At 39.9% G+C, this 26,768-nt stretch carries 33 protein-coding genes; 27 read left to right on the top strand and 6 right to left on the bottom strand.

Annotated features, from left to right (window positions below; genetic code table 11):
• The first annotated feature begins 26 nt into the window (after positions 1-26).
• The 6 genes from coxB to ACNQGS_RS24595 all read left to right on the top strand — a co-directional run bounded on the left by coxB (position 27) and on the right by ACNQGS_RS24595 (position 5,567).
• Entirely contained in the window at positions 27-1,085 is a 1,059-nt protein-coding gene (coxB, locus tag ACNQGS_RS24620; protein ID WP_491489625.1) for a cytochrome c oxidase subunit II, read from the top strand.
• A gap of 31 nt (positions 1,086-1,116) precedes the next feature.
• Positions 1,117-2,991 (top strand): cytochrome c oxidase subunit I, encoded by a 1,875-nt coding sequence (gene ctaD / locus ACNQGS_RS24615; protein WP_491489624.1) that lies wholly within the window; start codon positions 1,117-1,119, stop codon positions 2,989-2,991.
• Positions 2,991-3,617 (top strand): cytochrome c oxidase subunit 3, encoded by a 627-nt coding sequence (locus ACNQGS_RS24610; protein ID WP_491489623.1) that lies wholly within the window; start codon positions 2,991-2,993, stop codon positions 3,615-3,617. The genes ctaD and ACNQGS_RS24610 overlap by 1 nt, the downstream gene beginning before the upstream one ends.
• A 4-nt stretch (positions 3,618-3,621) precedes the next feature.
• The gene (gene ctaF / locus ACNQGS_RS24605; protein ID WP_423801614.1) at positions 3,622-3,957 is read left to right on the top strand and encodes a cytochrome c oxidase subunit IVB; all 336 of its coding nucleotides are present in this window, start codon (positions 3,622-3,624) and stop codon (positions 3,955-3,957) included.
• A gap of 143 nt (positions 3,958-4,100) precedes the next feature.
• Entirely contained in the window at positions 4,101-5,006 is a 906-nt protein-coding gene (ctaG, locus tag ACNQGS_RS24600) for a cytochrome c oxidase assembly factor CtaG (RefSeq protein WP_491489622.1), read from the top strand.
• A gap of 96 nt (positions 5,007-5,102) precedes the next feature.
• Entirely contained in the window at positions 5,103-5,567 is a 465-nt protein-coding gene (locus ACNQGS_RS24595; RefSeq protein ID WP_423801616.1) for a DUF420 domain-containing protein, read from the top strand.
• A gap of 45 nt (positions 5,568-5,612) precedes the next feature.
• On the opposite strand, the gene ACNQGS_RS24590 is transcribed toward ACNQGS_RS24595, so the two are convergent.
• Positions 5,613-5,972, bottom strand: coding sequence for a YugN family protein (locus ACNQGS_RS24590; RefSeq protein ID WP_491489621.1), 360 nt, complete (start codon positions 5,970-5,972; stop codon positions 5,613-5,615).
• Positions 5,973-6,151: 179 nt separating this feature from the next.
• Here ACNQGS_RS24590 and ACNQGS_RS24585 point away from each other — a divergent pair, with 179 nt between their 5' ends.
• Both ACNQGS_RS24585 and ACNQGS_RS24580 read left to right on the top strand, forming a co-directional pair.
• Positions 6,152-6,586 carry a CBS domain-containing protein gene (locus ACNQGS_RS24585; protein ID WP_491489620.1) on the top strand — a complete coding sequence of 145 codons (435 nt, stop codon included), beginning with the start codon at positions 6,152-6,154 and terminating at the stop codon, positions 6,584-6,586.
• Positions 6,587-6,789: 203 nt separating this feature from the next.
• Positions 6,790-7,833: a CAP domain-containing protein gene (locus tag ACNQGS_RS24580; protein WP_491489619.1), complete on the top strand. Its 1,044-nt coding sequence runs from the start codon at positions 6,790-6,792 to the stop codon at positions 7,831-7,833.
• Between the two features lie 53 nt (positions 7,834-7,886).
• Here the strand turns inward: ACNQGS_RS24580 and ACNQGS_RS24575 are convergent, their stop codons facing one another.
• Together ACNQGS_RS24575 and ACNQGS_RS24570 are read right to left on the bottom strand one after the other, a co-directional pair.
• Positions 7,887-8,252 carry a hypothetical protein gene (locus ACNQGS_RS24575; RefSeq protein WP_491489618.1) on the bottom strand — a complete coding sequence of 122 codons (366 nt, stop codon included), beginning with the start codon at positions 8,250-8,252 and terminating at the stop codon, positions 7,887-7,889.
• Positions 8,253-8,269: 17 nt separating this feature from the next.
• Positions 8,270-8,752, bottom strand: coding sequence for a PaaI family thioesterase (locus ACNQGS_RS24570; RefSeq protein ID WP_491489617.1), 483 nt, complete (start codon positions 8,750-8,752; stop codon positions 8,270-8,272).
• Between the two features lie 260 nt (positions 8,753-9,012).
• Here ACNQGS_RS24570 and ACNQGS_RS24565 point away from each other — a divergent pair, with 260 nt between their 5' ends.
• The 7 genes from ACNQGS_RS24565 to coaD all read left to right on the top strand — a co-directional run bounded on the left by ACNQGS_RS24565 (position 9,013) and on the right by coaD (position 12,429).
• The gene (locus ACNQGS_RS24565; RefSeq protein ID WP_423801621.1) at positions 9,013-9,420 is read left to right on the top strand and encodes a YlbD family protein; all 408 of its coding nucleotides are present in this window, start codon (positions 9,013-9,015) and stop codon (positions 9,418-9,420) included.
• Between the two features lie 16 nt (positions 9,421-9,436).
• Positions 9,437-9,676 carry a YlbE-like family protein gene (locus ACNQGS_RS24560; protein ID WP_423801622.1) on the top strand — a complete coding sequence of 80 codons (240 nt, stop codon included), beginning with the start codon at positions 9,437-9,439 and terminating at the stop codon, positions 9,674-9,676.
• A 94-nt stretch (positions 9,677-9,770) separates the two neighbouring features.
• Positions 9,771-10,133, top strand: coding sequence for a hypothetical protein (locus tag ACNQGS_RS24555; RefSeq protein ID WP_491489616.1), 363 nt, complete (start codon positions 9,771-9,773; stop codon positions 10,131-10,133).
• A gap of 63 nt (positions 10,134-10,196) precedes the next feature.
• Entirely contained in the window at positions 10,197-10,634 is a 438-nt protein-coding gene (locus ACNQGS_RS24550; RefSeq protein ID WP_491489615.1) for a YlbF/YmcA family competence regulator, read from the top strand.
• Between the two features lie 99 nt (positions 10,635-10,733).
• Complete coding sequence (locus ACNQGS_RS24545) at positions 10,734-11,009, top strand: YlbG family protein (protein WP_213116444.1); 276 nt, start codon at positions 10,734-10,736, stop codon at positions 11,007-11,009.
• Positions 11,010-11,376: 367 nt separating this feature from the next.
• A complete protein-coding gene (gene rsmD, locus ACNQGS_RS24540) occupies positions 11,377-11,937 on the top strand; it encodes a 16S rRNA (guanine(966)-N(2))-methyltransferase RsmD (RefSeq protein ID WP_491489614.1) in 561 nt (186 codons plus the stop codon).
• 12 nt (positions 11,938-11,949) lie between these two features.
• On the top strand, positions 11,950-12,429 hold the full coding sequence (coaD, locus tag ACNQGS_RS24535) for a pantetheine-phosphate adenylyltransferase (protein WP_213140857.1): 480 nt from the start codon (positions 11,950-11,952) through the stop codon (positions 12,427-12,429).
• 228 nt (positions 12,430-12,657) lie between these two features.
• Here coaD and ylbJ read toward each other — a convergent pair whose 3' ends face one another.
• Positions 12,658-13,878 (bottom strand): sporulation integral membrane protein YlbJ, encoded by a 1,221-nt coding sequence (ylbJ, locus tag ACNQGS_RS24530; protein ID WP_491489613.1) that lies wholly within the window; start codon positions 13,876-13,878, stop codon positions 12,658-12,660.
• A 123-nt stretch (positions 13,879-14,001) separates the two neighbouring features.
• Between ylbJ and ACNQGS_RS24525 the strand changes: the two genes are divergently transcribed.
• Together ACNQGS_RS24525 and ACNQGS_RS24520 are read left to right on the top strand one after the other, a co-directional pair.
• Positions 14,002-14,781 carry a patatin-like phospholipase family protein gene (locus tag ACNQGS_RS24525; protein WP_213116441.1) on the top strand — a complete coding sequence of 260 codons (780 nt, stop codon included), beginning with the start codon at positions 14,002-14,004 and terminating at the stop codon, positions 14,779-14,781.
• A gap of 7 nt (positions 14,782-14,788) precedes the next feature.
• Positions 14,789-15,811, top strand: coding sequence for a SepM family pheromone-processing serine protease (locus ACNQGS_RS24520; RefSeq protein ID WP_491489612.1), 1,023 nt, complete (start codon positions 14,789-14,791; stop codon positions 15,809-15,811).
• 22 nt (positions 15,812-15,833) lie between these two features.
• Here ACNQGS_RS24520 and ACNQGS_RS24515 read toward each other — a convergent pair whose 3' ends face one another.
• Positions 15,834-17,048 (bottom strand): nucleotidyltransferase, encoded by a 1,215-nt coding sequence (locus ACNQGS_RS24515; RefSeq protein ID WP_491489611.1) that lies wholly within the window; start codon positions 17,046-17,048, stop codon positions 15,834-15,836.
• A 225-nt stretch (positions 17,049-17,273) separates the two neighbouring features.
• Here ACNQGS_RS24515 and ACNQGS_RS24510 point away from each other — a divergent pair, with 225 nt between their 5' ends.
• The 4 genes from ACNQGS_RS24510 (at position 17,274) to ACNQGS_RS24495 (ending at position 19,584) form a co-directional block, all read left to right on the top strand.
• Positions 17,274-17,798 carry a YceD family protein gene (locus ACNQGS_RS24510; protein ID WP_213140854.1) on the top strand — a complete coding sequence of 175 codons (525 nt, stop codon included), beginning with the start codon at positions 17,274-17,276 and terminating at the stop codon, positions 17,796-17,798.
• Positions 17,799-17,854: 56 nt separating this feature from the next.
• Complete coding sequence (rpmF, locus tag ACNQGS_RS24505) at positions 17,855-18,028, top strand: 50S ribosomal protein L32 (protein WP_213116438.1); 174 nt, start codon at positions 17,855-17,857, stop codon at positions 18,026-18,028.
• Between the two features lie 95 nt (positions 18,029-18,123).
• Positions 18,124-18,885, top strand: a complete 762-nt coding sequence (locus tag ACNQGS_RS24500) for an enoyl-CoA hydratase/isomerase family protein (protein ID WP_491489610.1) — start codon at positions 18,124-18,126, stop codon at positions 18,883-18,885.
• Between the two features lie 81 nt (positions 18,886-18,966).
• The gene (locus ACNQGS_RS24495) at positions 18,967-19,584 is read left to right on the top strand and encodes an RsfA family transcriptional regulator (protein ID WP_491489609.1); all 618 of its coding nucleotides are present in this window, start codon (positions 18,967-18,969) and stop codon (positions 19,582-19,584) included.
• A gap of 112 nt (positions 19,585-19,696) precedes the next feature.
• Here the strand turns inward: ACNQGS_RS24495 and ACNQGS_RS24490 are convergent, their stop codons facing one another.
• Positions 19,697-20,164 (bottom strand): N-acetyltransferase, encoded by a 468-nt coding sequence (locus ACNQGS_RS24490; RefSeq protein ID WP_213140851.1) that lies wholly within the window; start codon positions 20,162-20,164, stop codon positions 19,697-19,699.
• A gap of 233 nt (positions 20,165-20,397) precedes the next feature.
• Here ACNQGS_RS24490 and ACNQGS_RS24485 point away from each other — a divergent pair, with 233 nt between their 5' ends.
• The 6 genes from ACNQGS_RS24485 to bshC all read left to right on the top strand — a co-directional run bounded on the left by ACNQGS_RS24485 (position 20,398) and on the right by bshC (position 26,638).
• Complete coding sequence (locus ACNQGS_RS24485) at positions 20,398-21,735, top strand: acetyl-CoA carboxylase biotin carboxylase subunit (RefSeq protein WP_491489608.1); 1,338 nt, start codon at positions 20,398-20,400, stop codon at positions 21,733-21,735.
• 14 nt (positions 21,736-21,749) lie between these two features.
• On the top strand, positions 21,750-21,962 hold the full coding sequence (locus ACNQGS_RS24480) for a biotin/lipoyl-containing protein (RefSeq protein ID WP_213116433.1): 213 nt from the start codon (positions 21,750-21,752) through the stop codon (positions 21,960-21,962).
• A 10-nt stretch (positions 21,963-21,972) separates the two neighbouring features.
• A complete protein-coding gene (locus ACNQGS_RS24475; protein ID WP_491489607.1) occupies positions 21,973-23,514 on the top strand; it encodes an acyl-CoA carboxylase subunit beta in 1,542 nt (513 codons plus the stop codon).
• A 107-nt stretch (positions 23,515-23,621) separates the two neighbouring features.
• Positions 23,622-24,521, top strand: a complete 900-nt coding sequence (locus tag ACNQGS_RS24470; RefSeq protein WP_491489606.1) for a 2-dehydropantoate 2-reductase — start codon at positions 23,622-23,624, stop codon at positions 24,519-24,521.
• Positions 24,518-24,913: a DUF3397 domain-containing protein gene (locus ACNQGS_RS24465; RefSeq protein WP_213140846.1), complete on the top strand. Its 396-nt coding sequence runs from the start codon at positions 24,518-24,520 to the stop codon at positions 24,911-24,913. The genes ACNQGS_RS24470 and ACNQGS_RS24465 overlap by 4 nt, the downstream gene beginning before the upstream one ends.
• 90 nt (positions 24,914-25,003) lie before the next feature.
• A complete protein-coding gene (gene bshC, locus ACNQGS_RS24460; RefSeq protein ID WP_491489605.1) occupies positions 25,004-26,638 on the top strand; it encodes a bacillithiol biosynthesis cysteine-adding enzyme BshC in 1,635 nt (544 codons plus the stop codon).
• Positions 26,639-26,768 lie beyond the last annotated feature (130 nt).

Here is a 26,768-nt window from a genome sequence, read left to right as displayed (position 1 = left end):
AAAGTGAAAGAGGGGTTTGATTAAGCATGAAAAGGCTAGCAAATTGGCGTTTATTCTCGCTGTTTGCGATGGTAGCGCTTGTACTTTCCGGTTGTGGTAAACCATATTTATCCACATTAACTCCAGCCGGTGAAGTTGCTGACATCCAGTACGATTTGATGGAGCTAAGCACGATAATTATGGTTGGCGTTATTATTGTAGTTATGTTAATTTTTGTTATCGTCTTTTTCCGTTTTAGAAGGAAGGATGACAGGATACCAAAACAGGTAGAAGGAAGTCATAAATTAGAAATTATTTGGACCGTTATTCCGATTCTTTTGCTTTTGGTTCTAGCTGTTCCAACTGTTTCCGCAACATTTAAACTTGCGGATGTTAAAACAATGGATGACAAAAAATCTAATGCAGTTGTAGTTAATGTTCGTTCTCATTTATATTGGTGGGATTTCGAATATCCTAAACAAAAGATTGTAACCAGCCAAGAACTAGTTGTACCAACCGATGAGAAGGTATATTTCAGTTTGAAATCCATGGATGTTAAACACTCCTTCTGGATTCCGGCTGTAGGCGGAAAACTTGATACAAATACAGACAATATTAATAAATTTTGGTTAGAGTTTGATGCAGCAAAGGCTAATGAAGCAGGAAATCTTTTCTATGGGAAATGTGCTGAACTTTGCGGACCATCCCATGCTTTAATGGACTTTAAAGTAAAAGCAATGAGCAAAGACGATTTCAATACTTGGGTGAAAGATATGCAGAGCGTCAAAGCTCCTGAAAAAGCCCAAACTGCTTTAGCACAGCAAGGTCAGGATATCTTTAATAAAAGCTGTATTGGCTGCCATGCTGTAACACCTGAAAACAAAATGCCGGAAACAGCTCGTATCGCGCCGAACCTTTCAAACTTTGGCGAAAGATCACGTGTTGCTGGTATTTTGGACCATAATAAGGAAGAAGTAAAAAATTGGATTCGTAATCCAGAAACCTATAAGCCAGGCAACACTATGACTGGTAAGTATCCGCAAATGACGGAAGATCAGCTAAATGCTTTAGCAGAATATCTGATGGGCTTAAAGGTTCAGGACTAATAGGGGATTTGGTTGAAAGGGAGGTAAAAACGTGAGTACCTATGCTCAAAAAAAGGGATTTGGTGCAACTTTATGGGATTTTTTAACAACAGTTGACCATAAAAAAATCGCCATCCTATATCTGATTGCAGGTGGATTTTTCTTCTTAGTTGGCGGTATTGAAGCTGTCTTTATCCGTATCCAGCTTGCAGTTCCCAACAATGATTTTGTAAGCGCCGGGGCATTTAATGAAATCATTACAATGCACGGAACAACAATGATTTTCTTAGCTGCCATGCCGCTTGTGTTCGCGTTCATGAATGCCGTTATGCCACTCCAGATAGGAGCGCGTGACGTAGCTTTTCCTTATGTGAACGCATTAGGATTTTGGTTGTTCTTCTTTGGCGGAATTTTTCTAAACCTTTCATGGTTCTTAGGAGGAGCACCAGATGCTGGTTGGACTTCTTATGCATCTCTTGCTATTCACTCCAAAGGACATGGTGTAGATTTCTATGTTCTAGGTTTACAGATTTCAGGTTTAGGTACGTTGATTGGTGGTATTAACTTCCTTGTAACCATCATTAACATGCGTGCACCTGGAATGACCTATATGCGTATGCCGTTGTTTACTTGGACAACATTTGTAACGTCAGCACTTATTCTTTTTGCATTCCCTCCATTAACAGTGGGATTAGTATTAATGATGTTTGACCGTCTATTTGGAGCTAATTTCTTTGAAGTGGCCCAAGGTGGTAATACCGTGATTTGGGAGCACTTATTCTGGATTTTCGGTCACCCAGAAGTTTATATCTTGATCTTGCCAGCTTTCGGTATTTTCTCGGAAATCTTTGCAATGTTCTCAAGAAAACGTCTATTTGGTTATTCTTCAATGGTGTTCGCAACCGTGTTAATTGGTTTCTTAGGATTCATGGTTTGGGCGCACCATATGTTTACAACTGGTCTTGGTCCAGTGGCTAATGCTATCTTTGCTGTCGCTACGATGGCAATTGGGGTTCCGACTGGTATTAAGATTTTCAACTGGCTGTTCACCATGTGGGGCGGAAGTGTTAAATTTACAACACCAATGCATTATGCGTTTGCTTTTATCCCGACATTTGTTATGGGTGGAGTAACCGGTGTTATGCTTGCTTCTGCTGCCGCTGACTATCAATACCATGACACATATTTCGTTGTTGCCCACTTCCACTATGTTATTGTTGGTGGGGTTGTCTTAGCGCTTTTAGCTGGTACACATCTTTATTGGCCAAAAATGTTTGGAACAATGTTAAATGAAACGATGGGTAAGATTACATTCTGGACATTCTTTATCGGATTCCATATGACATTCTTTATCCAGCACTTCCTTGGTCTATGGGGTATGCCTCGCCGCGTATTTACCTATCTGCCAGGTCAGGGCTTTGAAACCTCTAATATGATTAGTTCCATTGGAGCTGCCTTCATGTCTGTCGGTGTTATTGTGCTGTTGATTAACATTATTGTTACATCTGTTAAAAATGTTAGAGTTGGAAATGACCCTTGGGGTGACGGACGTACATTAGAGTGGTCTATTCCATCTCCACCGCCGTTCTATAACTTTAAGCAGCTTCCGCTTGTTCGCGGTTTAGATGCTTATTGGTTAGAAAAAATGGAAGGAAAGAAAGAAATGACTCCTGCTGAGCCGCTTGGTGATATTCATATGCCAAACTCTTCTTTCTTGCCATTTACAACATCGCTTGGTCTTTTCATCGCTGCTTTCGGTGCGATGTACCATGTGGATGATAAGGGATGGGCATTGCCAGTCTTGTTTATTGGTCTGCTCGTAACATTTGGTTCCATGTTATTACGATCTGTTAAAGATGACCATGGTTTCCATATTCATAAAGAAGAATTAATGAACGATGATGATAATAAGGGGGTTAAGGCATAATGCACGCTGAAGAAAAATTAACTTATGAAACTTGGCCTGCAGAGCCGGAGAAATCAACCCTTGAAGCGAAAAATAAATTTTTAGGTTTTTGGTTATTCTTAGGGGGAGAGACTGTGCTTTTCGCCTCTCTCTTCGCCACTTACCTTTCGTTAAAGGATAAAGTGCCAAATACATCTCAGCCTCTGGCAAAGGATTTATTTGAACTTCCGTTGACCTTCGTGGCAACGATGCTGTTATTAACAAGCTCATTAACAAGTGTTTACGCTATGTACCAGATGAAAAATTTCGCCTTCAAAAAAATGATGGTGTGGTTAGGTCTTACTGTCCTATTAGGACTTGGGTTCTTAGGACTTGAAGTTTATGAGTTCACACATTATGTTCATGAAGGGCATAAATTTACGAGTAGTGCTTTTGGATCTGCTTTCTACACACTTGTTGGCTTCCACGGAGCTCACGTTGCTTTCGGATTAGCTTGGTGCTTATCGTTAATGTTACGTAATGCAAAACGCGGCTTAGACTTATACAACGCGCCAAAATTCTATGTATTTAGTTTGTATTGGCACTTTATTGATGTTGTATGGGTATTCATCTTTACTATTGTATATTTAATGGGAATGGTGGGATAAACTGATGGCAAATCAACAATTAAATTCAGGTAACCCAAGAGTTGACCTTGAATATCGCCGCCGTAAAAGTGCGGAAGAGATGAGATATCAAGTCATTTCATTTGCTTTGATGATTTTCTTAACATTGATTGCGTTTGCTGCTGTAGCTGCTAAAGGATTTACAGCGTGGTTTACTATACCATTTATCGTTCTTTTAGCGTTCGTGCAAGTGGTTTTCCAATTGTTTTATTTTATGCATATGAGTCATAAAGGCCATGAGGCCCCAACTTTATTCCTGTTTTCAGGCTTATTTGTTGGCTTGGTTATGATTTGGGCATTTTCTACCATTATTTGGTGGTAGTAATTAAAAAGAAAATCGGCTTTTAGCCGATTTTCTTTTTTAGTAATTGGAAAACATATGCAGCATCATTTCTTTGCCTATCCCAAAAGCCAAGGGTATAATAAAGTTGATGATTCTTTAACTATTTTAGAGGTGATATTGCAGTGCTTACCTTGGATATATTTGGATTTGAAGCGTTATGGAGCCCGTATTTTTTATTGATTATGATTGTTTTGACAGGAGGATTTTTTCTTCTAACCACAAGATTTAGACACCGTTTCCAGGACAGTGAGCCATTAACATGGCAGCAAGGGTCTTTATTTCTTACTTCAATGATTCTTTTGTATGCTATTAAAGGGTCTCCATTGGACTTAATGGCCCATTTGATGTTTTATATTCATATGATTCAGATGGCTGCACTGGTCTTGATTGTTCCGCCTTTATTCATTTTGGGTGTACCTGCATGGCTGTGGAGAGCGGTTTTACGCATCGGAGTTTTTAACTCTCTCTTTAAGTTTTTCACTAGACCGCTTATGGCTCTAATAATCTTTAACGGGTTATTTTCGTTTTACCATGTTCCTATCATTTTTGATCATGTCATGCAAAATATTTGGCTGCATGCAGGCTATTCGATTCTATTGTTTGTCGTTGCCATTTTTATGTGGTGGCCATTAATTAATCAGCTTCCTGAGCATCAAACCCTAAGCGGTTTAAAAAAGGTTGGGTATATTTTTGCGGATGGCATTCTTTTAACACCGGCCTGCGCATTGATTATCTTTGCTGACACACCTATTTATGCCACCTATTCTGATCCGCATGTATGGGGCAACGTGATGAGCTTGTGTGTTGGTACCGCTAATTTTAACAGCTTAAATTTGAGCGGTCCTGAGCTGTTTAGTTCGATGTCCTTAATCCACGACCAACAGCTTGGCGGAGTATTGATGAAGATTATGCAGGAAATAATTTATGGGGTAATCCTTTTCCGCGTCTTTTTTGAATGGTATCGAAAGGACCAAGCAGAAACAGAGCGCGATTTAAATCAAAAATTTAATCCATCGCTTATTAAATAGAGGCTGTCCGAATGACAACCTCTATTTCTTTTGGTTGAAGTTTAGGAAGGTTTCCTCTACTATAAGAGGAGAATAAACAAAAGAGAGGATTTATGCATGGATTCGATACCAATTTTACCCACGATTAGTACCACTTTTATCGTTTTAAGCGGGATTACAGTTGCCATCGGCTGGTGGCAAATTAAACAAAGAAAATTGGAAGCTCACAAACGGACTATGTTTTTTGCAGGTATTTTTGCTCTTATTTTCTTTATTATTTATGCATCTAGAACTATATTCATCGGGAACACATCGTTTGGTGGACCGGATAATATCAAAATATTCTACACTGTATTTTTGATTTTTCATATTACCTTGGCCACGTTAGGAGCAGTCTTGGGGATAATGTCTCTTATTTCAGGTTATAAAAATAAACTCACCTTCCATCGCCGTCTTGGCCCCTTTACCAGCATCGTCTGGTTTTTTTCAGCCGCTACCGGAGTAGTGGTCTACCTGCTCTTATACGTATTTTACCGAGGCGGAGAAACAACTTCCATGATTAAAGCGATTTTAGGTTTTTAAGATCAAAAAAGCCGCATGATTAACATTCATGCGGCTTTTTGTGCGTTATACAGCAAATTTGCTGACTTCATTTTTTACATCTTCGATAATTTTTTTGCATTGATTTACAAGTGATGCAGGGAAATTTTCACCTTCACCGTATTCAACACCGTGTGGGTAATAATGTTTTCCCAACAGAGGAGTCATCAATTGAACCACAGCTTTGAAGGTATCTACATCGCCTTCAACAGAATAGCCTTGGATGCGAAGGTAAAATACTCCCTCTCTTAGTTCAAACTTTTTGTCGTATGTAACGCGTTCATAATCCCATTGTCCTGCGCGCACTAAACCATGCTGATGCATTACGTCATCAAGCCGGTTTATGTCTGCTTTGAACTCCTCAATACCAGTATTTTCGAATTTCATAAATAAATCCCTCCTAGAAACGCTTGCCTGTATTCATTATTTGGTAATAAAGCAAGATTAATTCAATTTAATAATAGATGAAATTTCTGTAACTTGCAACGAAATCATTTAACGAATAAATCCATTATGGCTGGATATTCTAATTTACGAAAAGAGCTATTAATTTTGGAGGCGATTTTATGGAAAAAATCCGTGATATTATGACTGATGAGGTAGACTGCTGTACTCTATTAGATAATATCTATGAAGTAGCCGTTAAAATGAAAGAATTAAATGTAGGGGCTATTCCTATTGTCGATAAAGAAAAAATTGTTGGTATGATTACTGATCGTGATATTGTCATTAGAGGCGTGGCAGAAAAGCATCCTGGCTCATCCAAAGTGGAGGAAATTATGAGCAATGACCTGATTACTGTTTCTCCAGAGGCCTCTACTAGAGAGGCGGCAAAATTGATGGCACAGCATCAAATTCGTCGTTTGCCTGTTGTCGAGGATGAGAAGTTGATTGGTATTGTATCACTTGGCGATTTTGCAATCCGTGAACTAACTGATGATCAAGCAAGGCAGGCCTTGACACAAATTTCGGAACAAAATTATAAAAGTGCGCAGCATTAAAATAGTAATTTATTATAGGACAAATATTTCTAAACAGGCGCCCCGGTGCCTGTTTTCTTTTTTAATTAAGCATTTTCAGACATTTTAGGAAAACGGGTATTACTTAAAAAGATATAAATGCTATAATTATTCTAACAGTACATATAATGGTAGAAATAGTAATAGAGAGGGTGTAGCCTCTGAAGACGCTTTTACGAATTTTGGTGCTTTCTGCGGTAATCGTCACCATTGGCTTTTATGTTGGCATAAATGAAAAGAATCAGGATAAGGTTTTAATAAAGAAAGACAGCACATCAGAAATGGAACAAACTTATCAGCAAAATCCCAATTCGGAATCAAACAATAAATTGAAAAAACCTGAAGAAGGCTTGTCTTTATTGATAGGCAAAAATGCTGCGGACATTGTCAAAGAACTAGGGGAACCACAGCGAATTGATGAGACTCCATACGGTTATCAATGGTATATTTATAACTTGGACTTTAAACGTTATGTTCAAGTTGGGATTGAAAATAGTCATGTGGCAACGATTTTCGTCCTTGGTGAAAATTTGAATATATCGCCTTTTGAGATCGGGCAGCCGGTTGAAGAAATATTTAATACGCAATTTTTCGAAACGAATATCAATATCGATTTGAATGGGAATAACTATCGGTTTGAATTAAATGACACAGATTTAAACCTGCGACCAATCATTCAGCTGGGTGATGTTTTTTTTCAGCTTTATATTGATAAATTCAAGGGTACTCTTTCAAGCGTACGCATTTTAAATGCTGAGACGTTTATCAAGCAGCGCCCTTATGAGCTCGTCTATCGCGGTGAATTAATCGAACAGCCTCTGCCTGACGAAGAAATGTGGGAAAAGATTGAAACAGGGGCAGAACAAGAAATTTTTGATATTTCAAATGTGTTAAGGCAAAGGTACAAATTGGATCCATTAAAATGGGACGATAGGACGGCTGAAGTAGCATTTGGCCATAGTAAGGATATGGCATTGAATAATGATTTTTCACATACATCTAAAAAATTTGGCAGTCTTGCCGATCGATTAAATAAAGCTGAGGTTGCCTATAAAACGGCTGGTGAGAATATCGCCGCCAATTATACGGACGGGCCTGCTGCGGTTGAAGGGTGGCTGAACAGCAAGGGCCACAGGGATTCGTTATTAAATAAGGAATTCACCCATCTTGGTGTTGGTGTATATCAAAAATATTATACGCAAAACTTTATCCAAAAAACAGAACAATAAAAGGGAGAAGAAGCAGGGTCCTGCATTTTCTCCCTTTATTATTTCTTATAAAATTAGCCGTTCGGAGTTTTCGAATCAAATCGGTTAAATAAAAACGTATTTCCTTCCCAGCTCCCATATAGACGAATAAAATGGCCTGGTGTAAATAAGCATTTTTCCATGTTTTTCGTAACAGGAGTCATTCTTTTGGCAGTGATCATTTTAGCATCAGTTTGAAGTTTTATTGTCTGAACCAAAAGATAACGGTGATAATAATAGCGTTCCTTGCTTTCGTCGATGCTTTTAATTTCACCTGTTAATATTGCTTCTTCCCTTACATTCCCTGCAGCAAGCCATTTTTCATCGTGCTCTTTCATTTCTTTTTTAGTCAGCAGGTAGAAATAAAAACAAATAATCGGGATCAGAATGGCTGTAACCATTATCATTAGTCCCCTTCTTATTTATTTATGATAAAAAATGTGCCGGTGGCATAGGCTATTTTTTTGCCGTCATTTCGGTAGGCGGTGCCTGAGACGACGATTGTTTTTGTGCCATGATGAATGATGTCAGCCTTGCAGCTTAATGTGTCCCCAATTCCAGGGGCAATATAGTGGATATTAAGCTGATTAGTTACGGCCCCAAAACCTTCTGGCAAAACATAGTTTGCTAATGAACCCATTGCAGTATCCAAAACTGTGGCTGTAATGCCGCCATGAACAATGTCTAAATTATTATGAATGGTTGGATTAATGGGGATGGTAATTTCACACGTGTTTTTGTCCATTTTTCTGTCCATATGGAGAAGATGGCCAATATAGGTATCACTGTTCTTGTCAATCTTTTGCTGAACCCCTCGTAATAGGGAGGCGAGACTTTCCAAGTCTGTTTCCGAGCCATTCTCGATACAATCTTCTAAAAGATGCCTTAACTCTTGTTTCATTTTTTTACCTCTTTCTTTTTTTGGCTAATAGAAAAGTATAAATTTTCACAAATTTATACTTTCCTAACGCATAAATTCAACTATGCCTCTGTCTTCGTCCTATCGGACTCGCCAATCGGCGAGTTTTCATTTACATTTCTTTGACCATCTTACCACTTGTGTGCCTAATAATAAATGTTTTAAACCTAATTCGCCGTTTCACATTTTTTCTGGTTTATCATACTTTATTATTGGAATGAATAGGGGCAGAGGTGAGGATAATGACGCAAAAAAAATTGCACCCATCCGTTGAAAAATTTAAAGAATTTGTTAAAAATAATCCGAAAATTATTAAGGAGGTCCGCAAAGGAAACGCCACCTGGCAGGAATTATACGAGGACTGGTACTTATTAGGGGAAGAAGACCAGCGTTGGGAGAAAATTGGTTCAGATGGTGAAGCTGCGGAGGTAAAAGATGAGAAAGAAGCCAAAGGGGACTTAATGTCCAATGTGATGGGAATTTTCAAAAAGATGGATCCCAATCAAATGCAGTCCCATCTACAGAATATCAGTCAGGCGATTGGCGCCATCCAAGGCCTTGTTTCCCAATTTCAAGGCGGTAATGCACCAAATAATCCTGTAAAACCTCCTGAAGGGCCAAAACATCCATTTTCATTTAGACAAGACTAATTAAAGGGTGGGGGAAATGCGCAAGGAAATTTTAGAATATGTAGAAGGACAAAAGGATTTAAAACGATTTATTCGGGAGCAGCCACTTTGGTATCGGAAACTGTCAAGAAATCCTTATGATATTCAATCGCTAGAAATTGCAGCATTACACTATTACAAAAAAACCATTCCAGACCAAGTGGAGAAATTCACAAATGGAGTGCAAATGGCTTCAATGATGTACTCCATGTTCCAAGCCATGAAAAACCAAAATTAACAAAGGGCACATAAATTTGGATGTGGCCTTTTTTTGTTTGGATTAAAAAATATTGAGAAGGCGAACAATACAAACATGAGAAGGAGTGATATTGGTGAAAAAACATATCCTCATTGGTTTTATTTTGTTCTGGTCCTTAGGCGCCCTAATACTTCACGAAGCAAAGGCAATCTCAAGCGAAATACCTGAGCTGATTGTTCAACATGAAACAAAAGGAAATCAAGTGCTGGTAGAATGCATTTTAACGGGAATTAGTTTTAGGGGGACGGAGGATTCAAAACAAAAAACGGGCAAAATTGTCATTTGGGTAGACGGGCTGAAAAAATCCGAAGCCTCCTCGGCGGTATTCATTATCAAGGATCTTTCTCCAGGGAACCACCAGGTAAAGCTGGATGTGGTTGATTTAAAAAATAATTCCTACGGTTTGAAAAAGGAGTTTATAGTAAATATCCCCTAATTAAATGGATTTTTTCGCTTTCAGGATGAATTCATGATAAAATGTCAGTGGAGGTGAGCGTACATGCTTGCTACATCAGAAAGAGTTGAATTACTGGACTACGCTGAACAACTGGCAAAAATGGTACTCGAATCTGACATTGTTGAACATTATCGGATTTGTTTATATAAAATGCAAAGCAGCCCTGAAACGCAGCAAAAGATTCAGCGTTTTGCGAAGCTTAAAGACCTTTATGAAGAGGTGCAAAGGTTTGGTAAATACCATCCTGATTACAAAAACGTGATGACTCAAATTCGTCAATATAAACGGGAAATGGACTTGGACGTAAACGTAGCCGAATTTAAATTGGCGGAAAACGATTTGCAAAGCCTTTTGGATGAAATCAGTCTCCACGTTGGCCGATCCGTCTCCGAGCATATAAAAGTCCCGACCGGCAACCCGTTTTTTGATAAAGGTCATTCAAGCGGCTGCGGTGGCGGAGGAAGCTGTGGCTGCAGTTAAAAAAATGAGCATGTGAGCTAAAGGGGTAAGGATTGAAATAAAACCTTTTCATGTGCTAGACTTATTTAAAAAGAAGCCTGCAATGAAGGGGAAAAAATTATGTTTGTTCAAAGACAAGGATTAGTTGTTTGGCTGTATTCACTAAAACAGGCCAAAATGCTCAGACGTTTTGGAAATGTCCATTATGTGTCAAAAAAGCTAAAATATGTTGTGGTTTACTGTAACCAGGACGACGCAGAGGAAATTATAGAAAAGCTCCAATCCTTTTCGTTCGTGAAAAAAGTAGAGCCTTCATACAAGCCCTTTTTAAAAATGGAATACGAAAATTCAGCACCTGACAAGGCAAAAGAATATGACTATAAAATGGGGATATAAAAAGGTGAGAATCATCTCATCTTTTTTTTGCCCTAAAAAGAAAAAAACCCTGCAAAAATTTTGCAGGGTCCTTCTAAATCCTGATATAGGACAGAAGGCAAAGGGAGAGGAGAAACCGGAGGAAGAACTTATGGGGAAACGTAAGTCTTCTCCGCGGTTGGCAACAACATCCTCGAATTGATGTTGTTACTTACATTATTTCCACAACCCAAAACCTTATACGTCGAAATTTAAAATTTCCTTTTTTCGCAAATTTTTTATAAAATGTAAGAAAAGAAAAAACTAATGTGACAAATTTGTTTATATTTTGCAGCCTATGGTAGGATGTAAAAAAACGTGATTTTGGATAAAATGTGGTGGTGAACACGTGAGAGTAGTTTCTGGCATCTGTAAAGGCCGTCCTCTTAAAGCTGTCCCTGGTAATACAACAAGACCGACAACTGATAAGGTGAAGGAAGCCCTATTTAATATGATTGGCCCTTATTTTGACGGGGGTACTGGGCTTGACCTCTTTGCCGGTAGCGGAGGATTAGGTTTGGAAGCACTGAGCAGAGGCTTGGATAAAGTGATCTTTATCGACAGGGACGCCAAAGCAATTCAGACAATCCAAGATAATATCAGCGCATGCAGGTTTGAAGACAAAACTGAGGTATACAGGAATGATGCAGACAGGGCACTAAAGGCTTTAATTAAACGAGAAATTATGTTTGACTATATTTTCTTGGATCCGCCGTACAAGCTTCAAGAGCTGGTCCGATTAATGGAAAAAATGGAAAAGGCAAATGTGGTCAAAGACCAAGGAATTATTGTCTGTGAACATAGTTTTGATGTCGATTTACCTCCCTCTGTTGGGCGGTTCTCGCAGATAAAACATGAGAAATACGGGATTATTGCTATAACAATATATTTAAAATCTAATGGGGAATAAGGGGGAGTCAAGTTGGCAAGTATAGCCGTTTGTCCGGGGAGTTTTGATCCAATTACATATGGCCATTTAGATATCATCCGCAGAGGGGCTAAGGTTTTCGATAAGGTTTATGTTGTGGTATTAAATAATGTCTCAAAAAATCCGCTCTTTACTGTTGAGGAAAGGCTTGACCTAATAAAGGAAGTTACAATGGACATCCCTAACGTGGCTGTCGATCAATTTTCCGGGCTGCTTGTCGATTATGCCAAGAGTGTGAACGCAAATGCAATCCTTCGGGGCCTTAGGGCTGTTTCCGATTTTGAATATGAAATGCAGATTACCTCGATGAATAGGTTTTTAAACGATCATGTGGAAACCTTTTTTATGATGACCAATAATCAATATTCCTTCTTGAGCTCCAGCATCGTTAAGGAAGCAGCAAAGTACAAAGGGGATATATCAGGGCTTGTTCCTCCTCCAGTCCAAAAAGAATTGCAAAAAAAATACAGATAAAAAAGAGCTAAATTCTTTAGCTTGCAGGCTGTCGAAAAACTTTCGATAGCCTTTTAATTTACTCCTTTTTTATAATTCTTCGCGTTTATTTGTTGAATAATGTTATTGAATATTGGCTTTTCAACAGGCCCATTTGCAGGAATAATCAATTATTAAAAATCCGTAATTAGACGAAATAAAAAATTGCCGAGAAAAATACTCTTTCCCGACAATCTGTTAGCAAATCCTTTAGCTCTTTTTTATATTACTTTCTTTTAGCCTGATAAATAAGATTAGTACATATAATGATAGGGAGCAAATCGTGATGAGTGGGCCGGTTTCCAGCATTTTATGATAAAAATCCTTTGTCCATATTCCATCTCCAAATACAGGCAGGGCTCCTGCAGGCTGATTATGGCCTTGGAAGCGCACATAAATGGGATTCCACAATAGGAGAGTAAAGAGACCGGCAAAAATGCCTTGGAAGATTCGTGCAATAAAGAATGGCCGAAAGCGGATGTCAGTCTGGGCTAGGATGCTGGCCACCTGTGCTTGGACACTAAAACCGCTGAAGGCCAAAATAAAACTTGTTATGATCGCTTTCTGGAGCAGTGTGGCATCTTCCACTCTGCTGGTCAAATCGCTGCCAAGAGTGATTTCAAACAGTCCGGAAATAAACGGTATGCTTAACATTTCTGAAAATCTAAAAACTGAAAAAATCATTTCCACGAATTTTGCCAGCGCAGCCGTAATATGTAGATGGTAAAGAAGTTGATTAATCACAGAAAATAGGATGATAAAACCGCCGACCATCAATAAGGTTTGAATCGATGAGGTAACAGCATCGCCGAGAAGCTTTCCAATCGGGCGGTTATCCTTCAGCCTTGTTTGGTGCAAAGCTGATAAGGCTTCCCGAATCTTGAATTTTTTGGCGTTTTTCGCTTTATTAGGCGACTCCTTACCGTGGAAACGCATCATAATGCCAACACATATGTTGCCCAAATAGTGTGCAACGGCCAAGAGAATGCCTAATTGGGTATTGTGAAAAAAACCCACAGCTACTGCTCCAAAGATGAATAAGGGATTAGAGGAATTGGTGAAAGAGACGAGTCTCTCAGCTTCAATTCGCGTTATGTGTCCTTCTTGCCGCATTCTTGCGGTAAATTTTGCACCTGCCGGGAAGCCTGAGGCCATTCCCATGGCCCAAACAAAGCCTCCAACACCAGGAACTTTGAAAAGCGGCCGCATAAGTGGTTCAAGAAGAACCCCTATGAACTTGACCACTCCAAACCCGATTAACATTTCTGATACAATAAAAAAAGGCAGGAGGGAAGGGAATACTATTTCCCACCACATATTCAGGCCACGGATAGAGCCTTCAAATGATTCTTTTGGATAGAAAATAAGTGACGCCGCTAAAACGATGCCGGAGATGGCTAAAGCAAGCGTTTTGAGCTTTGACCGAAACATCAAAGAGTTCTCCTTCCTTGTGAAACTGCATGTCCTCATATAAAATAAATATACTCATAGAATGTTGTTTTAGACCATAAGATTGAACGTGATTTATTAGATGTATAATAGGAGGGTTCTGCTATGGAGCACCCTAAGATTGGCTTGGCGCTCGGCTCAGGAGGAGCCCGCGGGTTTGCTCATTTGGGTGTTATTAAGGTGTTAAAGGATGCCGGCATTCCGATTGATTTAATTGCAGGCAGCAGCATGGGAGCCCTGGTCGCCTGTTTTTATGGAGCAGGGATTGATTTAGACCTTCTATATAAATATTCAACCGCGTTTAGGAGAAAGTATTTTCTTGATTTTACTGTACCGAAAATGGGATTTATTACAGGCAAGAAAGTAAAGGAATTTATTCGTATCTTTACCCATGGGAAAAACATCGAAGATTTGTCAATACCACTTGGGATTGTGGCAACGGATTTATTAACCGGAGAAAAAGTGGTCTTTAAAGAGGGGCCAGTGGCAGAGGCTGTCAGAGCAAGCATTTCCATACCCGGAATTTTTGTGCCTGAAAAGTATAAGGGAAGAATCCTCGTGGATGGAGGAGTTGCCGACCGTGTTCCCATTTCTGTTGTGCAAGAGATGGGGGCGGATATTGTGATTGCAGTGGACGTTTCACGGGTTAAGCGAAACGCTGAAATTACCTCCATTTATGATGTCATCATGCAAAGTATTGATATTATGCAGACTGAGATTATCAATTTCCACGAAACATCTGCAAATGTGATGATTCGTCCCCCTGTCGAGGGCTATAGTTCGCGTGCATTTACTAACATTGAAGAAATCATTAAAATTGGCGAAGACGAGGCAAAAAAGTATCTTGAGCAAATTAAGAAGGAAATTGATAATTGGAAGGGGTGATGGCAGCTTGCGTAAAAAATTATCAATTGGCATTTTCTTTATCCTTGCAGTGTTTCTGATTGGCGGAATGTATTATTCATTACCTTACTATGTTTCAAAACCAGGGATGGCAAAAGAACTTGCTCCAATCATTACAGTTGAAGGCGGTTATCAGGAAAAGGGAAATTTTATGCTGACAACTGTCCGGATGGGAAGGGCTAATATCTATTCCTATATAGAAGCCAAAATGAGAAAATATGAGGAAATCTATCCGCTCGATATGGTATTAAATGAACAGGAAACGGAAGAAGAGTATAATGTCAGGCAGCTGCATTTGATGGCAGCATCAAAACTTAATGCGATTGAGGTGGCATACCATAAAGCAGGGCTGCCTGTACATTATAAATATAAGGGGATTTATGTGATGCAGGTCCTGCAGGGAATGCCTGCAGAAGGGAAGCTCCAGGCTGGTGACCGCGTTTTTAAAATGGATGGACACACATTTCCCTCATCAAAAGATTTCATTGAATATTTAGGGAAAAAAAGTGCCGGTGATCAAGTGACATTAACCTATTCCAGAAATAACGAGGAAAAAAGTGTGAATCTTATTCTGCAGCCATTTAAGGATCAGCCTGGGAAGGCAGGCATTGGCATTTCACTTGTGGATGATAAAGAAATCTCCGTCGATCCCAATGTTAAAGTCAGAACAGATGAAATCGGCGGGCCTTCTGCCGGCTTAATGTTTACCTTGGAGATATATAACCAGTTAACCAAGAATGACCTAACCAAAGGCTACCAAATTGCTGGAACGGGAACGATTGACCCAGATGGCACCGTTGGGCCGATTGGCGGTATCGAACAAAAAATTGTTGCCGCTGATCATGCCGGCGCAGAAATCTTTTTTGCACCAAACGAAAAGGGTGCTAAGGACTCCAATTATCGAGCAGCCTTAAAGGCAGCACGAGATATCAAAACAAAGATGAAAATTGTTCCGGTGGATACCTTTGACGATGCGGTAAAATATTTAGAAAAATTACCTAAAAAGAAATAGGACGGTGCCAGAGTGCGCCGTCCTATTTCTTTATAATGATGGGAGGCTGTTTGAATTCCTGTTCCATCAAAAATTTTTTTGCCGGGCCCGGGACCCCCATTGCATATACCCTAGCAGCCTTTAAGTCGAGGTTAATCTCTTCGTCCTTAAATGAAGACAATTTCGCAACCAAAGGCAAAGCAAATTCCTTTTTCATTTTATTTAGGTATTCTTGTCCTCTCTCAGACATCCCAAGGAGCCTTAAATAGCCCGCTCTTTTGCTTCCTTCCATGTTTATTTTTTTGCTATTGGTCAATATGTGAACACATAATCGCTGCAGCCTCGTCCATGTATAGCGTTTTGTTTTAATTCTTTCCATAAACTCCTGAAAGCTTCGCGCTTCGGTTGCGGCATGTTGTAACCTGTTCTCAAGTCCCTCTTCAGCCTCATATATTTCTTTCAACTCTTCTGGGGAGGAATGGAGGAGACGAAGCTGAAGAAATGGCCAATAATTTTCCCAGCGGTGGTAAAGCCCATATTGATTTAGATATTCATGTAATAATTGTCTAGTAGGCTCCGGTACATACTGATTAATTTCAGATGGGCTGTTTATATCTGCGAATAGTGCTTTCCTGATGCTGGTTGCACTGGCAATAGTTTCGGAGGCAAAATGTTCATCATGATAGTCTGCGCTTTTACGTGCCACCGTTAAGGGAGTAATCTGACTTCTTTGCTCATGGATCGCTTTTATGTAGTGAAAGCCTAGTATGTTGTTTGGCCTGGACAAATCTAAATAATTATTCGAATTTGACAGCTGTTTGTATGATAATGCTAAAGCCTTCGGATAGCTGACACCTGACCCCATAAAATGCTTTATATTTTTTTTATGTGAATCCTGCTGACTTTCCAAAAAATGAATCGTTTGTTGAAAAGCTTCAATCTCCCCGCTTTCGCTTCCAAAACAAAGGTACTGACAGCCTGCAGCAGCAAGAATGGACACTGCCCCATTTGCAAAGGTTTCGGCATTTTGTGTGGCAAAGCGGTAGGGAAGTTCAAAAACGATGTCCACACCATTTAATAAGGCCATTTTCGTTCTCTCCCATTTCGAAACAAGTGCAGGCTCTCCCCTTTGCAGAAAATTTCCGCTCATTACCGCAATAACCACATCCGCTTGGGCTGCCTCGCGGGATGCCTGTAAATGAAAGGCATGTCCATTATGAAATGGGTTGTATTCAACAATAACACCAACTGCTCTCATAACTCTCTCCTTGAAATTTAATTACTATCATTATAGCAATTTATTCCGTTTTTCAATCGAATAATATGATATGATGATACATATGTTTGCAAAAGGTATTTATGGATACACTATAATGGAAAAAATTTTTTTATTTATGCAACACAAGGTGAAGTGTAAAGAAAAAATATTGACAAAAATTTTATCGAAAGCTATAATTACCTTTGTTGCCTTGGGGTGATTCAATTGAAATGGACATTAAATCAGCTGCAAAAATATCGAGATAAGGAATTTTCGATTGACGATACCATTCGGGTTGACGAGCTTAAACTGGATGACCCAACTATTCGTGAAGTGTCTCCAATGCAAATTACCGGACGTGGGGATATTGATTCTTCAAAAGTTACCTTTCATTTAAAAATTGAGGGGTATCTGATTCTTCCATGTTCGCGAACCTTAGTGGATGTCAAATTTCCAATTAATGTCGAAACTACGGAAACCTTCCTCCTGCAAAATTCAGTTTACCAAACTGAAGAGGAGGTCCATCAGGTAAAAGGAGATATGATTGATTTAAAACCAATCATAAGAGAAATTCTGTTACTTGAGGTTCCAATGCAAGTATTCTGTGACGATGTCCAATCTGAAGATGCAGCGCCGCAATCCGGTAAGGATTGGGAGGTTATTCAGGAGGAGGAACAATCTAACAAGATTGATCCACGTCTTGCAGGGCTAGCAAAGTTTTTTGACAAAAACAATTCATCGGAAAGCTAATCGAAATGATCTGACTTCAAGCGCTCCTGCGCATTTCTTATAAGGAGGTGGGAAGAATGGCTGTACCTTTTAGAAGGACTTCTAAAACTGCGAAGAGAAAGCGTCGTACTCATTTTAAATTAAACGTTCCTGGTATGGTAGCATGCCCAAACTGTGGTGAAATGAAACTTGCTCACCGCGTATGCAAATCTTGCGGAACATACAAAGGAAAAGAAGTAGTAAACGACTAATTTCTACTTAGATAAAGCACAAGGAGCAAACGCCCTTGTGCTTTTGTCATTTCAAAACAAATACATACTTTTTTAATTGAGAGGGTGAGCAAAAAATGGCTTTTTCGATTGAAAGGCGGGACACGGGATATTTATTATTTACCATCGAAAGAAGCGAAAAGCGAAACGCCATAAACTACGATGTTATGGAAGGGCTATGGGAAGCGTTAGAAAAAGCTAGTGAACCTGAAATAAAAGCTCTTGTCATTACGGGGAGCGGTGAGAGTGCGTTTTGCTCCGGCGGAGACTTATCCGTTTTTCATCTCCTGCACACCAAAGAGGATGCGTATCCAATGCTTTCGAAAATGTCCAATATTCTGTATTCCTTATTAACCTTGCCCATTCCCACCATTGCACTAATGAACGGTCCAGCGGTTGGCGGCGGCTGTGAGCTTGCTGTTGCCTGTGATTTCCGGCTCGCCAGAAAAGGCGTTAAAGCAGGGTTTGTTCAAGGAAAACAAGCCATTACGACCGGTTGGGGTGGAGGCTCTATTCTTGTCGAAAAGTTTCCATCCCCATTTGCAATGAAGCTTTTGATGGAAGCAGACCTCGAAACTGCAGAATATTTAACCGAAACCGGTTTTATTAATCACCTATTCGACGGAGACTCCCTTCAACAATGTGAAGATTTTCTTAAGAAAATGCTGTCCAATGATTTAGAGGTTCTCAAATCCTATAAAAGAATATGGATTAATAAGTGGAAGCAAGCAGGCCTTCGTGAAAGAATAGAGGAAGAGGTTAAAAACTGTGCCATCCTTTGGGAAAGTGATGCCCATCATCAATATGTAAAAAATTTTATTAAGAAAAACACCAGATAAGATGAATTCACGGCTCCAGATTAAGTCTATCTTTTCTAGTAGATGCATATGTTTATAAAAACACTACTAGGAGGGGATTTGATGTCACCAACTCGACAAGATGCTTGGAGCCAAGATGAGGATTTACTGCTTGCTGAAGTAGTATTAAGGCATATTCGAGAAGGCGGGACACAGCTTCAAGCATTTGAGGAGGTGGGGAAACAGCTATCGCGGACACCTGCGGCCTGTGGATTCCGCTGGAACTCATATGTAAGAAAGCAATACAAGTCTGGAATTGAGCTTGCCAAGAAGCAGCGTAAAGAATTGAAAAAACATATTGCTCCTGCTGAAGCTGATCCAGCCCCTGAAATAATTAAAAAGGAAGCTGTCTCGACCGAGCCAGGGGGTACTTTAACATTTCCGGCTGTCATTCAGTTTTTAGAGGGCGTTTTTAAACAAGTAGAGAATTTTGCTGAGCTTGAAGAGGGAAGCAGGAAGTCTTCCGAAAAAATAAAAGAATTAGAAAAGCAAACTTATTATTTAGCAGCAGAGAATGAAAGACTTACGGAGAACCTAAAGGCCATCGAAGAGGACTACCGTTCATTACTGGAAATTATGGAAAGAGCTCGCAAAATGGTTGTTCTTCAGGATGAAGACCGTCAATCCAAGGTTAGATTTCAGATGGATAAAAACGGCAACCTAGAAAGAGTAGAGAAATAGAAAAAGCGGACATCCGGTCCGCTTTTTCGCTTAGCTAATAAGAAAGTATAAATTCAACTACGCCTCATGAACCGTCCTATCGGACTCGCTAATCGGCGAGTTTTCATTTATATTATTGTGCTTCCACACCTTCTGGATACCAGACAAGCGGATTTTCCCCACGGTCTCGTTCCATATCGTAATCAACACTTGAAAAGCCCATCTTTTCCCAGAAGCCGCGAGATTGCATTCTTGCATTTGTCTTAATTGGTAGTCCAAAGCTTTTGGCGAAATCTACAAGTTGTCTACCAAAGTCTTTTCCCTGATAGTCTTGTAATACTTCCAGTTTCCATAATTCCAAATAACTTTGGGGCGGATAAAAATATCGATCGAATTTAGCTTCAATTTGGTATAAGCTCATCCGGGCAACAAGCTTATCTCCATAGTAAATACCGTAAAACGGTGAATTGATATCATTGTCTATCATATTGGCTTCAAGATCTTCAAACATTGAAAGCTCTTGAAGACCATATTCTTTAAATTTTTTAAATTCTTCTAGAGTTTTGAAATTAACTTTTAATTTTTCCACTTTAGTCCCCATGTTCTTCCTCCTAGAAATTATATTCTGTAACCTTGTATATATTTTTTTTTACTGAATAACATGATATGAATAATTTTTTCATTATTCAAATGAATTACTATCATTATAATACAAAAAAACTAAAATTTCCTCATTGAATAATCGAAAGCGGTTTCAAAAATGGCAGGAAATTCGAAGAATGATGTAGAAACTTAATAGTGAAAGTGACATTGGGTCAGGAAAGGGGAAGAAATGTGCAAAAAATTTTAATTGCCAATCGGGGAGAAATTGCCCTTCGTATTATTAGAACGTGCCAAGCGATGGGAATTGAGACAATTGCTGTTTATTCCGAAGCAGATAGGGAGATGCCTTTTGTAAAGGCTGCGACGAGGGCGGTGTGTATTGGGGAAGCTCAAGTTAACAAGTCTTATTTACAGGCAGAGAAAATTTTAGAGGTAGCAAAAGCAGAAAAAGTGGATGCCATCCATCCAGGCTATGGCTTTTTATCGGAAAATGCAGCTTTTGCACAGAAAGCCAGAAACGAAGGCATTATCTTTATCGGACCGAAGCCCGAAACAATTGATTTAATGGGAGATAAAATTGTTTCCCGGCAAACAATGGAAAAAGCGGGAGTTCCGGTTGTCCCAGGCAGCGGCACCGGTTTAAAAACGGTTGAAGCGGCCCTTGCCTTAGCAGAAAATATAGGCTATCCGATTATGCTGAAAGCAAGCGGCGGCGGAGGCGGAATCGGCATGGTCTTATGTGAAAATGAGCAAGCGCTCGCTAAGTCATACGCATCCACCAAGGCAAGGGCACTTGCCTATTTTGGGTCGGATGAGGTATTTATCGAAAAATATATCGCGGATGCCAGGCATATTGAGGTTCAAGTTTTCGGTGATGAATTTGGCAATCTCATTCACTTATTTGAAAGGGATTGTTCCGTCCAAAGAAGGCACCAGAAGGTTATCGAGGAATCGCCATCGCCGTTTCTTTCCGATTCAGTCCGGCAGCAAATGTATGAAACAGCCGTTAAAGCGGCTCGTGCTGTCAATTATACAAATGCGGGAACAATTGAATTTATTGTTGATGAAAACGAGAATTTTTATTTTCTTGAAATGAATACGAGACTTCAAGTTGAACATCCAGTAACTGAATCTATTACAGGTCTTGATTTAGTAAAATGGCAGATTCTCGTTGCGCGGGGAGAAAGGCTGCCGCTGCTGCAATCAGAAGTCCATTCTTCCGGCCATGCTGTGGAATTTCGTCTTTATGCGGAAGACCCTGTACGGTTTTTGCCTTCTCCTGGCAAAATCACCACCTTGAGGTGGGAAGAAAAAGAAGGTGTACGGATCGATTCGGGTTATGAAGAAGGTGGAACGGTCACCCCATTTTATGATCCAATGATAGCTAAATGCATTTTTTATGGTGCAGACCGGCAAAAAGCATTGGAAATGGCTGAGATTTTCTTCCAGGAAATTAAAATTGAGGGGATTAAAACGAATGCCCCGTTATTCTTAAATATTCTTGCAAATAGAGATTTTCAAAATGGAAATTATACCACAAGCTTTTTAACAAAAACATTAGTGAACTAAGGAGTGTTTTAAAGATGAAAGAAATTACAGCATCAATGGCAGGAACCGTACTTAATATTTTCACAGCAGCAGGCGAATCAATCAATATGGGTCAAGAAGTATTAATGCTTGAATCCATGAAAATGGAAATTCCGATTGAAAGCAGTATCGAAGGTGTGGTTAAGGAAGTAAAGGTTAACATCGGAGACTTCGTAAATGAAGGCGATGTGCTGATTGTTCTAGTTTAGGAGGGGCACTATGGCACAGATGAATACATTAAATGACCAATTAAACGAATACCGGAAACAAATCGACGCGGGCGGGCATCCAAAATATCATGAAAAGGCCAAAGAGCAGAATAAGCTGTTCGTCCGTGACCGCTTAAGATTAATGTTTGATGATGGGAAATATGAAGAAGACGGCAAATTTGCTAACTTTACGGCAGGTGATTTGCCTGCTGATGGCGTGGTAACAGCAATTGGCAAAATAAATGGCCAGACTGTATGTGTAATGGCAAATGACTCCACCATAAAAGCGGGCTCCTGGGGAGCACGGACCGTTGAAAAAATTATCCGTATTCAAGAAACTGCTGAGAAATTGCAGCTGCCTTTATTGTATTTGGTGGATTCGGCAGGTGCGAGAATAACCGACCAATTAGAGATGTTTCCAAACCGCCGCGGGGCCGGAAGAATTTTTTATAATCAGGTAAAGCTGTCCGGCATGATTCCGCAGATATGTATCCTTTTTGGGCCATCCGCAGCAGGCGGGGCCTATATCCCAGCTTTTTGCGATATTGTCATCATGGTCGACCAAAATGCCTCCATGTACTTAGGGTCGCCGCGAATGGCGGAAAAGGTCATCGGCGAAAAGGTGACGCTAGAGGAAATGGGCGGGGCTCGAATGCATTGTACAATTTCGGGCTGTGGTGATGTTCTGGCTTTCAGCGAGGAGGAGGCAATTGAGTCTGCCAAAAGATATATCAGCTTTTTTCCAGCCAATTTTAAAGAGAAGACAAAAAAAATTGCTGGTACGGCGGCTAAGGAAGGAAGGGAATTAGAGGCGATTATTCCGGAAAACCAAAATGCACCGTTTGATATGTATGAGTGTATTGATAGACTGGTTGATGCCGGCAGCTTCTATGAAATTAAAAAATTATTTGCACCTGAGTTAATAACTGGACTTGCTAGAATAGATGGAAGAGCGGTTGGCATCATTGCCAATCAGCCGAAGGTAAAGGGCGGCGTCCTGTTTGTCGATTCCGCGGATAAAGCCGCAAAATTCATTCAGCTTTGTGATGCCTTTCATATTCCGTTATTGTTCTTGGCGGATGTTCCGGGCTTTATGATTGGAACAAAGGTCGAGCGTGCGGGCATCATCCGTCATGGGGCTAAATTAATTGCTGCTATGAGTTCTGCCACAGTGCCAAAAATCTCGGTCATTGTTCGCAAGGCTTACGGTGCTGGGCTTTATGCGATGGCAGGCCCCGCCTTTGAACCGGATTGTTGTATCGCTCTACCTACCGCGCAAATCGCCGTAATGGGTCCTGAAGCTGCGGTAAATGCTGTCTACTCCAATAAAATAAATGAAATTAACGATCCAAAGGAAAGAATCGCTTATGTTCAGGCGAAGCAAAAGGAATATAAAGAAGCTATTGACATTTATAAGCTGGCTTCTGAGCTTATTGTTGATGAAATTGTTGCCCCATCCGAATTAAGAAGCGTACTCATTCAGCGCTTTGATTACTATGAAACAAAAGAATTGAACTTCGGTGTCAGGAAACATCCTGTCTACCCAGTCTAAAAAAAATATCCCTTTTCGAACTTTCTGTCGAAGAGGGTTTATTTTTTTACAAACAATTAATTGATTTTGGTAAAATACGGGTAAGACGATTTAAAGAAGGGATAGCGATGAAGGTTGGAATTATTGGAGCGGGTTCATTAGGTTTATTATTTGCTGCCTATTTGAGCAGGGCTTTTGAAACTATTATATACACAAGAACCCCCGCACAAGCAGAGCAAATTAATCAAAATGGAATCGTGCTTAAAAAAGGAGATACTGTGACGAGCACCAATGTACAAGCCTTGCCTATCAGCGATTGGAAAGGAACAGAAACCGTTACGGTTGTTGCTGTAAAACAATATCATCTGCAAACGATTATTGAAAATGTGAACAGCTCGGCGGCACCTAACTTACTATTTATCCAAAATGGTATGGGGCATTTAAAGCTGCTCGAAGCGATTAAGGAAAAAAATATTGCGGTAGGATCTGTGGAACACGGTGCCTTAAGAGAAAATGCCTACACGGTTTATCATAATGGGGAAGGAATCACGAATGCTGCCAGTTATAAAGGAACGGCCGATTGGCTGCATTTTCTTGCTGCTAAAGTACCGAATGACTTTCCGATTGTGATAAGAGAAAATTATTTTGATATGTTGCTAAAGAAATTGATTGTCAATGCAACAATTAATCCTCTGACGGCTATTCTTCGCGTCAAAAACGGCGACTTAATCGAAAATCCATATTACCTGCAGGCGCTGAACAACTTATTCGAGGAAATTTCGGACGTGCTGCGTTTAGGTAATAAGGAAGCCTATTTGCAGCATATTCATTATGTCTGTCAATCAACAGCCGAAAATCGTTCGTCCATGCTGAAGGATTTGGAAGCGGGCAGAATGACCGAGGTGGACGCCATTTTAGGGTTTCTCTTGGATGAGGCTAAGAAGCTGCATAAACAGGCCGCTCAAATACAGGGGTTATATTCCCTAATTAAGGGAAAAGAACAAGAAGGAAGGAGTGAGAAATTTTGAGCGCCGTCCTATCGACTTTGTTAACGCTGTTGTTCATTATGCCGTTCCTTGGCTTTTTACTCGTTTTCCTTGTCTTTAAACTCATCACGAATGACACTCGGAAATCAGTGCATCATGCCCTTGATTATTCAACCATTTTATTTATTATTTCTGTTCATTTTTTAGTAAAAACAATTTGGGGGAATTCATTTTTTTGGATAATACTACTAGTAATGATTTTCATCGCGATCATTTTTGTTGTTGTCCATTGGAAAGTGAAAGATGAGATCATTTTAAAAAAGGTGATGAAAGGTTTTTGGCGGTTTAATTTTCTTCTATTTTTTCTTGCCTATATATCCCTGACACTATTTGGTGTCATTCATCGGGCCATTATCTTTTCGTTAGCATCTTAAAAAAATTGAGGCATATGTTTTTTTTATATAGGCCGGGGAGTGGTATACTCTTAAAAGAATAATTTGGGTTTACAGAAAGGGAGTTCATGAATGGAGATTTTAAATCTCTCTTTACCAGCGGCCAACCGGTTCGCTTCAAATTACTTGGCGCAATCAAAGGATGTTATGTCTTTTTTTCATTATCACTTTAATGATTTAAACGAAGATTTAAAGAGGACGGCTGAATTAAAGGAGAGAAACTTTCCGCGCATTGAGACTGCCACACATATTGAAAGCTTTATGGAGCGATTTGGCACCTCGGAAGCGGTGGAAAACTCCATTGAGAAGTTAAAGCGTGAGGACAGTGCAGTCGTAATTGGGGGACAGCAGGCAGGAATCCTCACAGGTCCGCTTTATTCGATACATAAGGTTATTTCAATCATTAAATTGGCAGAACAAAAAGAGAAGCTTCTTGGGATTCCGGTTGTCCCAGTGTTTTGGATTGCGGGTGAAGACCATGATTATCAAGAAGTGAATCATGTCTATGTTCCGATGGAAGAAAAGCTTGATAAATGGACCTATCCGAAAAAGGTTCATAGCAAGCCAATGGTTACTGATATTCCATTGGACCAGGAAATCTGCCGGGAATGGGTTCGCAATATTATTGAGAATTTCGGTGAATCGGAGCATACGAAGCGGCTATTAGAGTTTGCCGAAAGGCAGATTGAAAAATCGGCAACCTTTGTTGACTTTTTTGCTTATATAATTATGGAACTGTTTAAGGATTATGGTTTATTACTTGTTGACTCCGGCGACAAAAGCTTCCGGCAGCTTCAAAGGGATTTTCTAACGGAGCAAATTGTCAATCACGAGGCAATCACCTTTTCACTATTGGAACAGCAAAAGCAGATAGGAGATAAAGGATTCCCAATCACCATCGAAGCGGGGGAACATGCTGCTAATTTATTTTATTATGATCAAAAATTAAAAGAACGCATTTTGCTGGAATATGACCGGGCCGCCAATTGCTTTGTGGGGAAAAGTGGAAGAGTTACCTTCACCCAAGAGGAATTAGTGGAGATGGCAGCACAATATCCTGAAAAATTTAGCAATAATGTGGTGACCAGGCCGCTCATGCAGGAATGGATCTTTCCTACCCTTGCCTTTATTGCAGGTCCAGGCGAGATATCGTATTGGGCAGAACTAAAGCTTGTCTTTGAACAATTTAACATGAAAATGCCACCGATTGTTCCTCGTTTAAATATTACGTTTTTGGACCGCTCAGTGGAAGCGGAAGTGACACAATTAAATTTAAAGCTAGAGGAAGTTTTACAAAGGGGAACGAATCAAGAAAAAGAGCAATTTCTTGAAACAGTGAAGGATAAGGAAGTTGAAATGTTATTTTCTTCTGTTAAGGAAGAACTGCTTAAACAATATCAGTTTATTGAAGCAAAAACAGCGGTGATCGACCGTGGTCTCCTGCCGCTGCTCAAGAAAAATGAAAGCTATCTTCTTAAGGAGATAGGGTTCATGGAAACAAAGCTCGAAGATGCGGTAAAGCAGAGACACGATATCCAATTAAAAAAATTCAGCCGCATCAATCTCGCCTTAAGACCAGACGGATCCCCGCAGGAAAGGGTCTGGAATATTTTCTATTACCTAAATCAATATGGATTAACCTTTATCAAAGACCTCATGATATTACCATTCGAATTTGACGGTCTGCACAAGGTTATTAAAATCTAGGGGCTGTCCAAAAGTCAGGTAACTGACTTTTGGAAGCCCCTTTTTATTTATTTGACTGTGTAATAAGTCTGTTGATTTCCGCTCCAGGGGCTCGGTTTTCGCTGGTGTTTGGCATGGCCTCCCCTCAGAA

It is taken from the genome of Neobacillus sp. PVCKKU3 (genome assembly GCF_058323225.1).
This window is presented reverse-complemented; position numbering and strand designations above follow the sequence as displayed.

Bases quoted from the DNA above. Each gene is read 5' to 3' on its own strand.
- coxB (WP_491489625.1), top strand. From the start codon at position 27: ATGAAAAGGCTAGCAAATTGGCGTTTATTCTCGCTGTTTGCGATGGTA.
- ACNQGS_RS24610 (WP_491489623.1), top strand. From the start codon at position 2,991: ATGCACGCTGAAGAAAAATTAACTTATGAAACTTGGCCTGCAGAGCCG.
- ctaF (WP_423801614.1), top strand. From the start codon at position 3,622: ATGGCAAATCAACAATTAAATTCAGGTAACCCAAGAGTTGACCTTGAA.
- ACNQGS_RS24595 (WP_423801616.1), top strand. From the start codon at position 5,103: ATGGATTCGATACCAATTTTACCCACGATTAGTACCACTTTTATCGTT.
- ACNQGS_RS24590 (WP_491489621.1), bottom strand. From the start codon at position 5,972: ATGAAATTCGAAAATACTGGTATTGAGGAGTTCAAAGCAGACATAAAC.
- ACNQGS_RS24585 (WP_491489620.1), top strand. From the start codon at position 6,152: ATGGAAAAAATCCGTGATATTATGACTGATGAGGTAGACTGCTGTACT.
- ACNQGS_RS24575 (WP_491489618.1), bottom strand. From the start codon at position 8,252: ATGGTTACAGCCATTCTGATCCCGATTATTTGTTTTTATTTCTACCTG.
- ACNQGS_RS24570 (WP_491489617.1), bottom strand. From the start codon at position 8,752: ATGAAACAAGAGTTAAGGCATCTTTTAGAAGATTGTATCGAGAATGGC.
- ACNQGS_RS24565 (WP_423801621.1), top strand. From the start codon at position 9,013: ATGACGCAAAAAAAATTGCACCCATCCGTTGAAAAATTTAAAGAATTT.
- ACNQGS_RS24560 (WP_423801622.1), top strand. From the start codon at position 9,437: ATGCGCAAGGAAATTTTAGAATATGTAGAAGGACAAAAGGATTTAAAA.
- ACNQGS_RS24550 (WP_491489615.1), top strand. From the start codon at position 10,197: ATGCTTGCTACATCAGAAAGAGTTGAATTACTGGACTACGCTGAACAA.
- ACNQGS_RS24545 (WP_213116444.1), top strand. From the start codon at position 10,734: ATGTTTGTTCAAAGACAAGGATTAGTTGTTTGGCTGTATTCACTAAAA.
- ylbJ (WP_491489613.1), bottom strand. From the start codon at position 13,878: ATGTTTCGGTCAAAGCTCAAAACGCTTGCTTTAGCCATCTCCGGCATC.
- ACNQGS_RS24525 (WP_213116441.1), top strand. From the start codon at position 14,002: ATGGAGCACCCTAAGATTGGCTTGGCGCTCGGCTCAGGAGGAGCCCGC.
- ACNQGS_RS24515 (WP_491489611.1), bottom strand. From the start codon at position 17,048: ATGAGAGCAGTTGGTGTTATTGTTGAATACAACCCATTTCATAATGGA.
- rpmF (WP_213116438.1), top strand. From the start codon at position 17,855: ATGGCTGTACCTTTTAGAAGGACTTCTAAAACTGCGAAGAGAAAGCGT.
- ACNQGS_RS24500 (WP_491489610.1), top strand. From the start codon at position 18,124: ATGGCTTTTTCGATTGAAAGGCGGGACACGGGATATTTATTATTTACC.
- ACNQGS_RS24495 (WP_491489609.1), top strand. From the start codon at position 18,967: ATGTCACCAACTCGACAAGATGCTTGGAGCCAAGATGAGGATTTACTG.
- ACNQGS_RS24490 (WP_213140851.1), bottom strand. From the start codon at position 20,164: ATGGGGACTAAAGTGGAAAAATTAAAAGTTAATTTCAAAACTCTAGAA.
- ACNQGS_RS24480 (WP_213116433.1), top strand. From the start codon at position 21,750: ATGAAAGAAATTACAGCATCAATGGCAGGAACCGTACTTAATATTTTC.
- ACNQGS_RS24475 (WP_491489607.1), top strand. From the start codon at position 21,973: ATGGCACAGATGAATACATTAAATGACCAATTAAACGAATACCGGAAA.
- ACNQGS_RS24470 (WP_491489606.1), top strand. From the start codon at position 23,622: ATGAAGGTTGGAATTATTGGAGCGGGTTCATTAGGTTTATTATTTGCT.
- bshC (WP_491489605.1), top strand. From the start codon at position 25,004: ATGGAGATTTTAAATCTCTCTTTACCAGCGGCCAACCGGTTCGCTTCA.